The 12,482-nt window shown below is 71.0% G+C and carries 15 protein-coding genes; 8 read left to right on the top strand and 7 right to left on the bottom strand.

The window, feature by feature from the left end:
* The first annotated feature begins 13 nt into the window (after nucleotides 1-13).
* Nucleotides 14-424, top strand: a complete 411-nt coding sequence (locus tag ACWGN5_RS12330; protein WP_453513826.1) for a Fur family transcriptional regulator — start codon at nucleotides 14-16, stop codon at nucleotides 422-424.
* Nucleotides 425-481: 57 nt separating this feature from the next.
* Here the strand turns inward: ACWGN5_RS12330 and ACWGN5_RS12325 are convergent, their stop codons facing one another.
* From ACWGN5_RS12325 to recO, 4 genes are all read right to left on the bottom strand, one after another.
* Nucleotides 482-988 (bottom strand): hypothetical protein, encoded by a 507-nt coding sequence (locus ACWGN5_RS12325; protein WP_453513825.1) that lies wholly within the window; start codon nucleotides 986-988, stop codon nucleotides 482-484.
* Between the two features lie 20 nt (nucleotides 989-1,008).
* Nucleotides 1,009-1,833: an isoprenyl transferase gene (locus ACWGN5_RS12320; protein WP_453513823.1), complete on the bottom strand. Its 825-nt coding sequence runs from the start codon at nucleotides 1,831-1,833 to the stop codon at nucleotides 1,009-1,011.
* Nucleotides 1,834-1,910: 77 nt separating this feature from the next.
* Nucleotides 1,911-3,434 carry a RodZ domain-containing protein gene (locus ACWGN5_RS12315; protein ID WP_453513822.1) on the bottom strand — a complete coding sequence of 508 codons (1,524 nt, stop codon included), beginning with the start codon at nucleotides 3,432-3,434 and terminating at the stop codon, nucleotides 1,911-1,913.
* A gap of 110 nt (nucleotides 3,435-3,544) precedes the next feature.
* Nucleotides 3,545-4,294 (bottom strand): DNA repair protein RecO, encoded by a 750-nt coding sequence (gene recO, locus ACWGN5_RS12310; protein ID WP_030684767.1) that lies wholly within the window; start codon nucleotides 4,292-4,294, stop codon nucleotides 3,545-3,547.
* Nucleotides 4,295-4,436: 142 nt separating this feature from the next.
* On the opposite strand from recO, the gene ACWGN5_RS12305 reads away from it, so the two are divergent.
* Complete coding sequence (locus tag ACWGN5_RS12305) at nucleotides 4,437-4,910, top strand: carboxymuconolactone decarboxylase family protein (protein ID WP_453513820.1); 474 nt, start codon at nucleotides 4,437-4,439, stop codon at nucleotides 4,908-4,910.
* Between the two features lie 65 nt (nucleotides 4,911-4,975).
* Nucleotides 4,976-5,899, top strand: coding sequence for an RNA polymerase sigma-70 factor (locus ACWGN5_RS12300; protein ID WP_453513932.1), 924 nt, complete (start codon nucleotides 4,976-4,978; stop codon nucleotides 5,897-5,899).
* A 37-nt stretch (nucleotides 5,900-5,936) separates the two neighbouring features.
* Here the strand turns inward: ACWGN5_RS12300 and ACWGN5_RS12295 are convergent, their stop codons facing one another.
* The 3 genes from ACWGN5_RS12295 to ACWGN5_RS12285 form a co-directional block, all read right to left on the bottom strand.
* Nucleotides 5,937-7,235, bottom strand: a complete 1,299-nt coding sequence (locus ACWGN5_RS12295; protein WP_453513819.1) for a S8 family serine peptidase — start codon at nucleotides 7,233-7,235, stop codon at nucleotides 5,937-5,939.
* Between the two features lie 121 nt (nucleotides 7,236-7,356).
* Nucleotides 7,357-7,572, bottom strand: a complete 216-nt coding sequence (locus ACWGN5_RS12290; protein WP_030317441.1) for a hypothetical protein — start codon at nucleotides 7,570-7,572, stop codon at nucleotides 7,357-7,359.
* Nucleotides 7,569-7,790: a hypothetical protein gene (locus tag ACWGN5_RS12285; protein ID WP_351183142.1), complete on the bottom strand. Its 222-nt coding sequence runs from the start codon at nucleotides 7,788-7,790 to the stop codon at nucleotides 7,569-7,571. The genes ACWGN5_RS12290 and ACWGN5_RS12285 overlap by 4 nt, the downstream gene beginning before the upstream one ends.
* A gap of 132 nt (nucleotides 7,791-7,922) precedes the next feature.
* Between ACWGN5_RS12285 and ACWGN5_RS12280 the strand changes: the two genes are divergently transcribed.
* The 5 genes from ACWGN5_RS12280 to ACWGN5_RS12260 all read left to right on the top strand — a co-directional run bounded on the left by ACWGN5_RS12280 (nucleotide 7,923) and on the right by ACWGN5_RS12260 (nucleotide 12,463).
* Nucleotides 7,923-8,756 carry a helix-turn-helix domain-containing protein gene (locus ACWGN5_RS12280; RefSeq protein ID WP_453513816.1) on the top strand — a complete coding sequence of 278 codons (834 nt, stop codon included), beginning with the start codon at nucleotides 7,923-7,925 and terminating at the stop codon, nucleotides 8,754-8,756.
* Nucleotides 8,738-9,019, top strand: coding sequence for a DUF397 domain-containing protein (locus ACWGN5_RS12275; RefSeq protein WP_453513815.1), 282 nt, complete (start codon nucleotides 8,738-8,740; stop codon nucleotides 9,017-9,019). The genes ACWGN5_RS12280 and ACWGN5_RS12275 overlap by 19 nt, the downstream gene beginning before the upstream one ends.
* 99 nt (nucleotides 9,020-9,118) lie before the next feature.
* Nucleotides 9,119-10,030 (top strand): nuclease, encoded by a 912-nt coding sequence (locus ACWGN5_RS12270; RefSeq protein WP_453513814.1) that lies wholly within the window; start codon nucleotides 9,119-9,121, stop codon nucleotides 10,028-10,030.
* Between the two features lie 91 nt (nucleotides 10,031-10,121).
* Nucleotides 10,122-10,955 (top strand): hypothetical protein, encoded by an 834-nt coding sequence (locus tag ACWGN5_RS12265; protein WP_453513812.1) that lies wholly within the window; start codon nucleotides 10,122-10,124, stop codon nucleotides 10,953-10,955.
* A 137-nt stretch (nucleotides 10,956-11,092) separates the two neighbouring features.
* Nucleotides 11,093-12,463 (top strand): FAD-dependent oxidoreductase, encoded by a 1,371-nt coding sequence (locus ACWGN5_RS12260; RefSeq protein WP_453513811.1) that lies wholly within the window; start codon nucleotides 11,093-11,095, stop codon nucleotides 12,461-12,463.
* Nucleotides 12,464-12,482 lie beyond the last annotated feature (19 nt).

The raw sequence follows: 12,482 nt of genomic DNA, 5'->3' as shown, positions 1-12,482 counted from the left end.
CAAGGAGGCCCCCGTGGCGACGGCAGGACCCCCCGTACGCGGCCGCTCGACCAAGCAGCGGGCCGCGGTGTCGGCGGCACTGAACGAGGTGGACGAGTTCCGCAGCGCCCAGGAGCTGCACGACATGCTCAAGCACCGCGGCGACTCCGTCGGGCTCACCACCGTCTACCGCACGCTCCAGTCCCTCGCGGACGCGGGCGAGGTCGACGCACTGCGCACCAGCGACGGCGAGACGGTCTACCGCCGCTGCTCGACCGGCGACCACCACCACCACCTCGTCTGCCGCGTCTGCGGCAAGGCCGTGGAGGTGGAGGGCCCGATGGTCGAGCAGTGGGCCGAGACGATCGCGTCGGAGCACGGCTTCGTGAACGTGGCGCACACCGTGGAGATCTTCGGCACCTGCGCGGACTGCGCCGGGAAGTGACCTGACAGACGAAGGGCCCGCACCGGATCGATTCGGTGCGGGCCCTTCGCGTACCCGTCACAGACGGGTGAGGTTCCGGTCCAGGACCTCGCGGAGCCGGTCGACGTCGGCCGGGTCGGTGACACCGCGCTTGGGCAGGGCGGCGACGCCGGCCCGGCCCTTGTCGCCGGAGAACAGCACGAACTGCGTCGGCGTCTCGACGTAGCGGGGCGTCAGCTGCCAGCGGGCCACGACGTCGCTGTCCCGGGTCGTCCAGTGGACCCCGCCCTCGTCGATCCGGGCCCGGTGCTCCCCCTGCCGCTCGATCATCGCGTACATCAGGCGGGCCGTGAGCCAGAGGGTCAGCGGCCTGAGGACGAGCGTGAGCAGCCCGAGCGAACCCAGCAGGACCGCGCCCCCGACGTCCGGCTCTCCGGGCCCCGTCAGCAACAGGGCCGCGGCCAGGAACGCGAGCACGGTGCCGACGGGCAGCAGCCACCGCAGCACCCGGAACGAGCCGTGCCGCAGCTGCATCCGCACCGCGTCGGTGATGTCCTCGCGCGTCGGCGTGTACACCAGCTCCATCACGTGTCCCCCCGGCCCCGTCACGCCTTGTCGAGGACCGCGAGGTCCGCCGGGTCGACGCCGCCGAAGCGGCGGTCGCGCTGGGCGTACTCGACACAGGCCCGCCACAGGTCGCGGCGGTCGAAGTCGGGCCACAGCACGTCCTGGAAGACCATCTCGGCGTACGCGCTCTGCCAGATCAGGTAGTTGGAGGTGCGCTGCTCGCCGCTGGGCCGCAGGAACAGGTCCACGTCCGGCATGTCCGGGTAGTAGAGGTACTTCTGGATGGTCTTCTCGGTGATCTTCGCCGGGTCGAGCCGGCCGGCCTTCACGTCCTCGGCGAGCGCCTGTGCCGCGTCGGTGAGCTCGGCGCGACCGCCGTAGTTCATGCAGAAGTAGAGCGTGAGCTTGGTGTTGTCCTTGGTCTGCTCCTGGGCGACCTGGAGCTCCTTGGCGACGGACTTCCACAGCTTCGGCATCCGGCCGACCCAGCGCACCCGGATGCCGAGGGCGTCGAGCTGGTCACGGGTCTTGCGGATGAAGTCGCGGTTGAAGTTCATGAGGAAGCGGACCTCCTCGGGGGACCGCTTCCAGTTCTCCGTGGAGAAGGCGTACAGCGAGATCGCCCCCACGCCCATCTCGATCGCGCCCTGGAGCACGTCGAGCACCTGCTCGGCGCCGACCTTGTGCCCCTCGGTGCGCGGCAGGCCGCGCTCCTTCGCCCAGCGGCCGTTGCCGTCCATGACGATCGCGACGTGCTCCGGGACGAGCTCCGACTGGAGCTTCGGCGGGCGGGCACCGGACGGGTGGGGCTCGGGGGTGCTGTACTCCCGACGCTGGCGCCCGAGAAGTCGTGCGATGGCCATGGCGATGAATCTCCTAAGAGGTGGTGCCGTACTTCACGCGTAGTCGAGTTTCCCACGGCGGGAGGGCCGCTCTTGGTCTAGTCGTCCCTGTTGTAGGTCAGACGTTCGACCTGGCCGGGCTGGAAGTCGTTCGGGACCTGCTTGCCGTTGACGACGAGCTGGACGGCGTGGGCGTTGCCGAGGACCAGATCGATCGCGTTCTTGTCGGTGAAGGTCTTGGTCTCGCCGACGCCCAGGAGTCCGTCGAACAGCAGAGTGCCGTCCTGGCCCTTCACCGACACCCAGCTCTTCCCGTCCTCCTGGGTCCCGGTCAGGGCGACGGTGACCCGGTCCTTGGGGGCCGCGCTCGCCCGGGAGGGGGCGGGCGTGGACGACGGGGAGGAGGGCGGTGACGTGGCCTGCGAGGGTCCGGAAGGGCTGGAAGCGGCGGTGGTGGGCCCGGCGCCCTTGCCGTCCTCGTCCCCCAGCTGCTTGAAGGCGAGGAAACCACCCCCGAGCACGCCCACGACGGCGACGGCGACGATCGCCAGGGTGACGGCACGGGACCGGCGCGAGCCCCCACCAGGAACGGGCCGCGCCCGATCGGGCACGGTGAGCACCCGCGTGTCCGGCTCGGGCACGGGGGCGGGGCTGGGGGCCGGGTCGGGGGCCGGTACGAGGGTCGGACTCGGGGCCGGGTCGGGGGCCGGTACGGGGTCCGGGCTCGGGGTCGGCGCGGCGGCCGGGCTCGGGGCCGGGTCCTGATCCCGTACGGGGGCCGGGCCCGGGTCCTGGTCCCGTACGAGGGTCGAGCTCGGGGCCGGGTCCGGGGTCGGTCCGAGGGTCGTCAGGAGTGCCTCCGGCGTGGGGCGGTCCGCCGGGTCCTTGGACAGGCAGGCGGCGACCAGCGGCCGCAGCCCCTCCGGCAGCGCCGACAGATCCGCGGGCTCGTGCACCGACCGGTACATCAGCCCCATGGGCGTCCCGACGCCGAACGCCCGGCCTCCGGCCGCCGCCACGAGCACCGCGCCGAGCGCGAACACATCGGCGGCCCCGCCGACCTCCTCGCCCTGCGCCTGCTCGGGCGCGAGGTAGCCGGGAGTGCCGAAGGCCGCCCCGGTGGCGGTGAGCCGGGTGGACTCCACGGCCCGCGCGATGCCGAAGTCGAGGACGCGCGGACCGTCCTCGGCCATGATGATGTTCCCCGGCTTCAGGTCCCGGTGGACGAGCCCGCAGGCGTGGACGGCCTGGAGCGCCTCGGCCAGCGCCGCCCCGAGCGCCCTCAACCGCCCCTCGTCCATGGGCCCTTCGCGCTCGATCAGCTCGGCGAGCGTGGGTCCGGCGATGTACGCGGTGGCCAGCCACGGCACCTTCGCGTCGGGGTCGGCGTCCACGACCGGGGCCGTGTGGAAACCGCCGACCCTGCGGGCGGCCTCGACCTCCGCGCGGAACCGTCGGCGGAAGTGCGGGTCGGCCGCGAGTTCGGGGCGGGCCACCTTGACCGCGACGGCCCGGCCGCCCGGTGACCGGGCGAGGTAGACCGTCCCCATGCCGCCCGCGCCCAGCTCCCGCTCGACGTCGTAGACACCGATCCGCCGCGGCAGGTCCGCGCCGTTCTCCATCGCCCGCACTCCCCCCTGCGCACGGCCGCCCGTGCGTGACGCCGGCGGATGCACCCCGGCCGGTCAGGTCCCTCGTGTCCGTCGAGCAGCGTAGACGAGGACGCCGCCCGTCAGCTCTTCTCCACGTACCGCAGGGAGCGCAGGCCGCGCTCCAGGTGCCAGTGCAGATAGGCGGACACGAGTCCGCTGCCCTCCCTGACGTGGCGCGGCTCGCACGCGTCCGCCGTCGCCCAGTCGCCGGTGAGCAGCGCGCTGAGCAGGCCGATGGCCTCCGCGGAGGGGACGACGCTTCCAGGCACCCGGCAGTCGCCGCAGATGACCCCGCCCGCCGCGACCGAGAAGAACCGGTTCGGCCCGTGGAGTCCGCATTTCGCGCAGTCCTCGAAGCTGGGCGCGTAGCCGTTCACGGCGAGGGAGCGGAGGAGGAAGGCGTCGAGGATGAGGTGCGGCGCGTGCTCGCCCCGGGCGAGCGTCCGCAACCCGCCGACGAGCAGCAGGTACTGCTGCACGGCGGGCTCGCCCTCGTGGTCGGTGAACCGTTCCGCCGTCTCCAGCATGGCGGTGCCGGCGGTGTACCGGGCGTAGTCGGTGACGATCCCGCCGCCGTACGCGGCGATGGTCTCGCTCTGCGTGCAGAGCGGCAGCCCGCGTCCGACCAGCTCACTCCCCCGGGCGAAGAACTGCACGTCCACGTGCGAGAAGGGTTCGAGGCGCGCCCCGAACTTCGACTTCGTCCGGCGTACGCCCCGCGCGACGGCGCGTACGCGGCCGTGACCGCGCGTGAGGATCGTGATGATGCGGTCCGCTTCACCCAGCTTCTGGGTGCGCAGCACGATGCCGTCGTCGCGGAACAGACTCATGCGCCCATTCTCCCGTACGGCGACGGCGGACAGGACGCACGGCCCGAGGGAGACGCAGGTCACATTCACCCGTGTCACAGGGTCCGGGGCTGTCTCGTCTCGTGGGTGTAACCAGCCAGCGCCCCACACCGAGGAGCACCCCATGGACGCCCGACTGAACGTCTTCACCAACCCCGCCTTCGGCAAGGCCCTGAAGCACCTCATGGCGCTGGGCGGGCAGATCAAGCAGTCGACGGTTCCCGCGCCGGTCCAGGAACTGGTCGCGCTGCGCGTGAGCCAGATCAACGGCTGCGCCGCCTGCATCGACATGCACACCAAGGACGCGGCCCACGCCGGCGAGACCCCGGTGCGGCTCAACCTGGTGGCGGCCTGGCGCGAGGCGACCGTCTACACCGAGGCCGAGCGCGCCGCGCTCGAACTCGCCGAGGAGGGCACCCGGGTCGCCGACGGGGCCGGCGCCGTCAGCGACGAGGTCTGGGCGCGGGCGGCCCTCCACTACGACGAGGAGCAGCTCATGGCCCTCGTCCTCCACATCGCCTTCATGAACATGGCGAACCGCCTGAACGCGATCACCCGGCAGCCGGCGGGCGACTACGTGCCCGGCCAGTTCCACTGACAGGCACCGCCCGCCTGGATGATCATGAAGCGTTGCCGGTACGGGGAGAGGAAGCCGCCATGAGCATGAGCAAGGTCGAGGAGTTCGAGGAACTGCGCCCGCTGCTGTTCTCGATCGCCTACCGGATCCTGGGCAGCGTCAGCGAGGCCGAGGACGCCGTCCAGGAGACCTGGCTGCGCTTCGACGGCTCCTCGACCCGGCCCGACTCGGCCAAGGCCTTCCTGTCGGCCACGGTCACCCGCCTGTCGATCGACGTCCTGCGCTCGGCGCGGGTCCGGCGCGAGGAGTACGTCGGCCCCTGGTTCCCCGAGCCGCTGCTCAGCGATCCGTACGAGGACCCGGCGCGCGCGGTGGAGCTGGCCGACTCGGTCTCCATGGCCGCGCTGCTGCTGCTCGAAAGGCTCAGCCCCCTGGAACGGGCCGTGTTCCTCCTGCGGGAGGTCTTCGCCTTCGACTTCCAGGACGTCGCCGAGGCCGTGGGCCGCTCGGAGGCGGCCTGTCGGCAGCTGCTCGTACGGGCCAGGCGGCACATGCACGACGGACGTCCCCGGTTCGCGGCCGACCGCCAGGAGCGCCAGGAACTCGCCACCCGTTTCTTCGACGCCCTCAAGGAGGGGGACATCGGCGGGCTCCAGGACCTCCTGGCCGCCGACGTCCAGCTCGTCGGCGACGGCGGCGGCAAGGCCCCGAACCTCGCCAGGACCATCATGGGCGCGGAGAAGGTGGCACGGCTCCTGGGCACGGTCTTCCCCACCCTCTTCGACCTCGACATCACCTGCGAGCCGCACGAGGTCAACGGCCAGCCGGGCGCGGTCTACCGCGACCGCGACGGCCGGATCCTGCAGGTCTTCGTCCTCGACGTCCTGGACGGCCGGATCCAGGCGATCCGCTCGATCCTCAACCCCGACAAGCTCGGCCACCTCGGCCCGGTGGCCGACGCGTGGGCCATCACCCGCGAGGCACAGCAGGCACGCCGCCGCACCCGCTGACGGTGCTCGGGGACACCGTCAGCGGGCGGGCGGGTGCTCAGTAGCCGCCGGCGTGGACGAGGTGCCCGTAGTAACGCCCGGTGATGGGCGAGTTCGGGTCGCCGGCGAAGCCGTACGAAGCGGGCCGGAGCGCCGCGTCGGCACGCAGCGTGGCGGCCACCCCGGCCGGAGTCGGGGTCGTGCAGTGCCCGCTGACGAGGCACAGCGCGGCCGTGCCGGCCACGTGCGGTGAGGCCATCGAGGTACCGGAGTAGACGACGGTGGTGCCGTGGTTGCGGGTGGACCGGATGCACACGCCCGGACCGGCGATGGTGTGGGCGGCGTCCAGGTCGCTCACGGCGAAGTTGGAGAAGTCGGCCGCGGCGTCGTCCGTACCGGCCCGGCAGGTCGCGGCGCCACCGCCGCCGGGCTGCCCGTTGTAGTCGCCCATGGCGGTCACGGTGAGGACCTCGTCGAAGGCGGCGGGGATGTGGTCGGCCAGGTCGTTGCCGTCGTTTCCTGCCGCCACGACCATCGTGACGCCGACGTCGTTGACCACGTGGCAGATCGCCTGGTGCTCCGGGTCGTTGTTGGTGAAGCCGCAGTTGCCGTCGTCGGCGCCGTCGCCGCCGAGGCTCATGTTCGCGACCTTGATGCCGAGCCCGGCGGCGTTGTCCGCCAGCCAGTCGAGCCCGCAGAGGATGTTGGCGGTGGAGCCCCGGCCGCTGGCGCCGAGCACCCTCACCGAGTACAGCCGGGCGCCGGGCACGACCCCGACCACGTCGTCGCCGTTGTCCCGGGCGGCGACCGTACCGGCCACGTGGGTGCCGTGGCCGTTGAAGTCCCGGTAGACGTTCGGCCGCGAGGGATCCATGCAGTTGAACCCGCCGGCCACGTTGAGATCGCGGTGCCCCGTGTCGATCCCGGTGTCGAGGATCGCCACCGCGGTGTCCACCTGACCCGACCCGTTCCCGGAGAGCGCACTGCTCACGTCGGCGTCGATCCGGTTCACCCCGGTCGGCAGCACCTGCTGGGTGGCCTGGACGGGCCGGTCCGGGGCGACCGCCCTGACGTTCGGGTCCGCCCGCAGCGCGGCCACCTGGGACTCCGGCACCACCGCCGAGTACCCCACCAGCGCGTGCCGGTAGCGGAAGCCCGCCCGCACCCCGTGGTCCCGCCCGTGCCCCCGCACGACCGTGTCGAGCCGGTCACGGGCCGAGTCCTTGAGGAGGACGACGTACCGCCCTTCCGGCTCGGCGGCGCGCCCCCCGGTCGCCTCGGCCCCCGTGAGTCCCCCCGCCAGCAACGCGCCTGCGGCCGCGGTCACCGCAGCCAGCCGGTACGCCGGTCTCGCCATGCCGAACACCTCGATTCCTTTCGTGGTCAACGAACTCGCACTGGTTCGCGAGGACCACGTAACCGGGGCGGCGCGGCGCGTGCAGCGCGGGCGCGGCGGATGGACTAACAGGTGAGGGCCGTCAGGGCACCTCGCCCCGACTGCGGGCGTTGACGTGCGCGGTGGCCGCGCTGAGCCGCTCGGCCGAGGTGGCCTCCCGGACCCCGTCCGGCTCCACGTCCCACTCCCGCCCGCCCCCCAGCGGACGCACCTGCACATAGGGGCCCTCGTGCCCCATGACCCTCCCGACCCGTCCGGTACGGATCTCGACGACGTACGACCCGATGGGCAGCGTCACGATCGACTCTCCTCCCTCGGCAGTACGGCGGCGGCGAGGAGCCGGGCCGTTTCCACCGTGCAGCATCCCAATTCCACGAGCGGCCGCGGCGGGTCGGCCGCGAGGGTGACGACGTCGAGCCCGAGCGAGGGGAGCGTGATTCCCGCCCTCGCGAGGGCCTCGCGCAATTCCGCCACTGCCTCTTGTGCGGTTCCGACTGCCCCCGTGGTCGTCTTCATGATGTCTTCCTTCACCAACGTATGCCTTTCTGAATCCATTTCCCGCTTCGCCTCTCCAGGGTGGGGGCAGATCCGTAGAATCGGCAGACGCGCAGCCCGTACAACTGCGGGGTAGGGTTGGGGAGTTAACCCATGGCCAAGAGCAGGCAGCAGGACGTGTGGGAGTTCTTCGGCGAACTCCTGAAGGAACGCCGGGAGGAGGCGGGGTTCACCCAGGGCGAGCTGGGCAGACGGGTGTTCGTATCCGGGGGGTACATCGGCCTGTTCGAGCAGGGAATTCGAAAGCCGCAGTTGGATGTGGCGGTACGAATCGACGAAGTCCTACAAACCGGCGGTATTTTCGAACGTACGTGGCGCGGACTCATCGACAAGTCGCCGTACGCGTCCTATTTCAGCGAGGTCGCGGAGCTGGAGAGGGTGGCGACGAAGATCTGCGAGTTCGCTCCGCTGGTGATCCCGGGTCTGATGCAGACGGCCGAGTACGCGCGGGCGGTGACCCTGGGAGGCAACCCGCTCGCCACGGAGGAGTACATCGAGGAGAAGGTCACTTCACGGATCGAACGGGCCAGGATCCTCGCGGGCACTACAAGCCCCGAGTATTGGGTCATCCTCCACGAGAACGCGGTGCTGACGCCGATGGGCGGTGCATCGGTGATGGCGGCCGCACTGGACCACATCGCGTCGATGGCCAGGCAGCGGCGGGCGCTGGTGACCGTCCTGCCCCGATCGGTCGGGGCACACGCCTGGATGACCGGCACCCTCAAGCTCATGGAGTTCGAGGACGCACCGCCAACGGCCTATACAGAGACGGAGTTTTCGGGAACTCTCCTTGACGATCCGGCTGTGGTGAAGCAGGCACAGCGCGCCTACGATCTGCTCAGGGTCGCCACGCTGTCGCCGGAGGCTTCCCTCGCACTGATCGAGTCGGCGGCGGAGGACTTCAGACGATGCGCGCGTACGACCTGAGCAACGCCCAGTGGTTCAAGAGCTCCTACAGCAACAGTCAGGGCGGCGACTGCGTCGAGGTCACGTACGACTTCACGAGCGCCGCCTGGCGGAAGAGCAGCTACAGCAACGGCGAGGGCGGGGACTGTGTCGAAGTCCTCGACAACGTCCCCGGCGTCGTCCCCGTCCGGGACAGCAAGGTCACCGACGGCCCCGTCCTGGTCGTGCCGGCCGCCGCCTGGGCGTCCTTCGTCGGCGCGGTCCATGAGGGCGGCGTCGCCTGACGCCTGCGCCGGATGGCGGTCAGCCGCGCGCGGTCGCAGCATGGAAGGAGGAGGACCGGTTCCCTTCCATGCCGCACACACATCGCCGTGGGAGTCACCATGCCCATGCTGCTGATCAAGGGATCCTTCCATCTCTCGGGCCGTACGGCCCCCGACGGGGACACCGTCCCCTTCATCCCGGACTACGTGGGCGAGTGGAAGCTCGTCCGGGGCTGCGAGAAGCCGCAGCCGGAGCGCGACGGCCACGTCGACATCCGACTCGAAGGCATCGACGCGCTGGAGACCCACTACACGGGGAACTACGGGGACGAGAAGCGCCAGCCGCCCAAGTTCGGCGACGAGGCCACGGACGCGCTGCTGACGTTCCTCGGCTTCCGTGACATCCGGCGCACCCCCGACCCGCATCACCCCCACGACATGATCTCCGCGACCCCGGAGTCGGTCCCGGGCTTCATCCTCACCAACGGCGCCGACGTCTTCGGCCGCTGCGTGGCGTTCGCCTGCCCGGGGGACCCGCCGGGGGCGAGCGGCTACGAGCTGGACGTGTCGACGAGGCTCGTGAAGGAGAGGACGGCCAACTACCACCTGCTCAGCCTGGGTCTGGCGTATCCGACGTTCTACCAGGGCCTCCTTCCCGTGCTGCGCGACGCGCTGGCCGACGGCAAGGTGGAGGCGCAGATGGGGATCGGCGTGGGCATCTGGAGCATCGCGGCCGACGCTCTGGGCGACGTGACCGTCACCGGGGCGAAGATCGCCGGGATGCAGTCGATCACCGATGACGTGGTGATCCTCCCCAAGCTCTTCCGCCGTCTGAAGGAGTACTTCTCGCTCGGCCACACCACGCTCGACGCCTTCCCCGCCTATCTGGCCGGGGCCGCGGACAAGTTCCTCGACCTGACGCAGGTCAAACCGAAGGAGCAGATCGGGCTTCACCGGATCGTCGAGATCACCAACACCAACACCGTGAGGATGACTCTCCCTTCGGAGAAGATCCTCTTCAAGCCGAAGTGAGCCGTCGCGCGGGCGGTCGGCCGGCCGAGGACGACCGACAAGCAGTCCGGGCCCCCTCCCGTGAACCGGCCCCCGCCCCTACCATCCGTCCATGTCGATCACGCCGTCCACGCCCGTCGTCCAGGGCTCCAAGAAGGCCTCCCTCCAACTCGTGGGCGACGCGCTGCTCCTGAGCCGCCCGCACGAGGAGGCGCGCATCCCGCTCGCGGCGGTCGAGCGGATCCGTACCGAGAGGCGGACGCTCACCGTGGAGCTGACCGCCCCGGCGGGGACCACGCGGTACGTGCACCGGATCAGCGGGGTGAGCGAGGCGGCGGCCGCGATGTTCGCCGAGACCGTGAACGGCGCCCTGCCCGGGACGCCCGGACGGGACACGGCGGCCGACGGGACCGCCCTCGTCGAGACGCGGGAGCTGCCCCTGAGCCGGCGGGCGAGGAAGCTGCGCCGCATCAAGGGGCTGTCGGCCGGAGCCTTCGGTCTGCTCGTCCTCTCGTACGGGCTCGTCGCCGCCGCGGGGGAACCGGTGGCCGCGCTCGCCCTCGTCCCCGGAGGGCTCGTCCTGGTCGTGGCCCTCGCGCTCGGCGCGAACGCGCTGGCCAACTGGTACCGCGAGTGGCGCCTGATCCGGCACGGCATCACGACCTTCGCCGCCGAGGTGCCGCAGAGGCCCGGGATGTACCTGTACACGGACCCGGCCGGCCTGATCCGCAACGTGTTCACCCGGGCCGGCGGGATGGCCGTCAAGATCAGCTACGACGCGGACGACCCGGGGAACGTCGTCCTTCCGAGGATCGCCCTCTTCCGGCGCGGGGAGCTCGCGCTCGGCCTGTTCCTCACCGTCCTCGCGCTCCCCGGCCTGCTCGGTACGGTCGCCTGGGCCGTCATGGCGTTCCTGCACCCCGAGTCGATCTCCAGTGCCTTCTAGGACCGCTTATGGAAGTCATAAGTTCACCTTATGAGGCCATAGACCGGGGGCGGGTACCGGTCCGCGCGAGGCGTTATTTAGGGTGACCTAAGTGTCGGCGGCTTCGCTGTCACGTCGCTTGCGAAGGGAATCCCGTCATGCCCCGCCCCCTCCGGGTCGCGATCGTCGGCGCCGGCCCCGCCGGAATCTACGCCGCCGATGCGCTGCTGAAGTCCGAGGCCGCCGCCGAGCCGGGCGTGTCGATCGACCTCTTCGAGCGGATGCCCGCGCCCTTCGGCCTCATCCGCTACGGCGTCGCCCCCGACCACCCGCGCATCAAGGGCATCATCACCGCCCTCCACCAGGTCCTCGACAAGCCGCAGGTCCGCCTCTTCGGCAACGTGAACTACGGCACCGACGTCCACCTCGACGACCTGCGCTCCTTCTACGACGCGGTGGTCTTCTCCACCGGCGCCATGTTCGACCGCGAGCTGAAGATCCCCGGCGTGGAGCTCGACGGCTCGTACGGCGCCGCCGACTTCGCCTCCTGGTACGACGGTCACCCGGACGTGCCGCGCACCTGGCCGCTGAAGGCCGAGAAGGTCGCCGTCCTCGGCGTCGGCAACGTGGCCCTGGACATCGCGCGCATCCTCGCCAAGACGGCGGACGAGCTGCTGCCCACCGAGATCCCGGCGAACGTCTACGACGGCCTCAAGGCCAACAAGGCCGTCGAGATCCACGTCTTCGGCCGCCGCGGCCCGGCGCAGGCGAAGTTCAGCCCCATGGAGCTGCGCGAGCTCGACCACTCGCCGAACATCGAGGTCATCGTCAACCCCGAGGACATCGACTACGACGAGGGCTCGATCGCCGAGCGCCGCAAGAACAAGCAGACGGACATGGTCGCCAAGACCCTGGAGAACTGGGCGATCCGCGACGTCGGCGACCGCCCGCACAAGCTCTTCCTGCACTTCTTCGAGTCCCCCGTCGAGATCCTCGGCGAGGACGGCCAGGTCGTCGGCCTGCGCACCGAGCGCACCGAGCTGGACGGCACGGGCAACGTGAAGGGCACCGGCGCCACCACCGACTGGGACGTCCAGGCGGTCTACCGCGCGGTCGGCTACCTCTCCGACGAGCTCCCGAAGATCCCGTGGGACACCACGACCGGCACGATCCCGGACCAGGGCGGCCGCGTGATCGAGGAGACCGGCGAGCACATGGCCTCCACGTACTGCACCGGCTGGATCCGCCGCGGCCCCGTCGGCCTCATCGGCCACACCAAGGGCGACGCCAACGAGACCGTCGCGAACCTCCTGGACGACTTCGCGAACGGGCGCCTGCTCACCCCGGAGACCCCGGAGGAGGACGCGGTCGTGTCCTTCCTGGAGGGCAAGGGCATCACGTACACGACGTGGGAGGGCTGGTACGCCCTCGACGCCGCCGAGAAGGCGCTCGGCGAGCCGCAGGGCCGCGAGCGGATCAAGATCGTCGAGCGCGAGGACATGCTCCGCGCGAGCGGCGCGATCAAGTAACCGTCGCGGGGCCCTCACC

The sequence above is a fragment of the Streptomyces sp. NPDC055815 genome, assembly GCF_053616475.1.
Note: the sequence above shows the minus strand (reverse complement) of the source record. Positions and strands in the feature narration are given on the sequence as shown.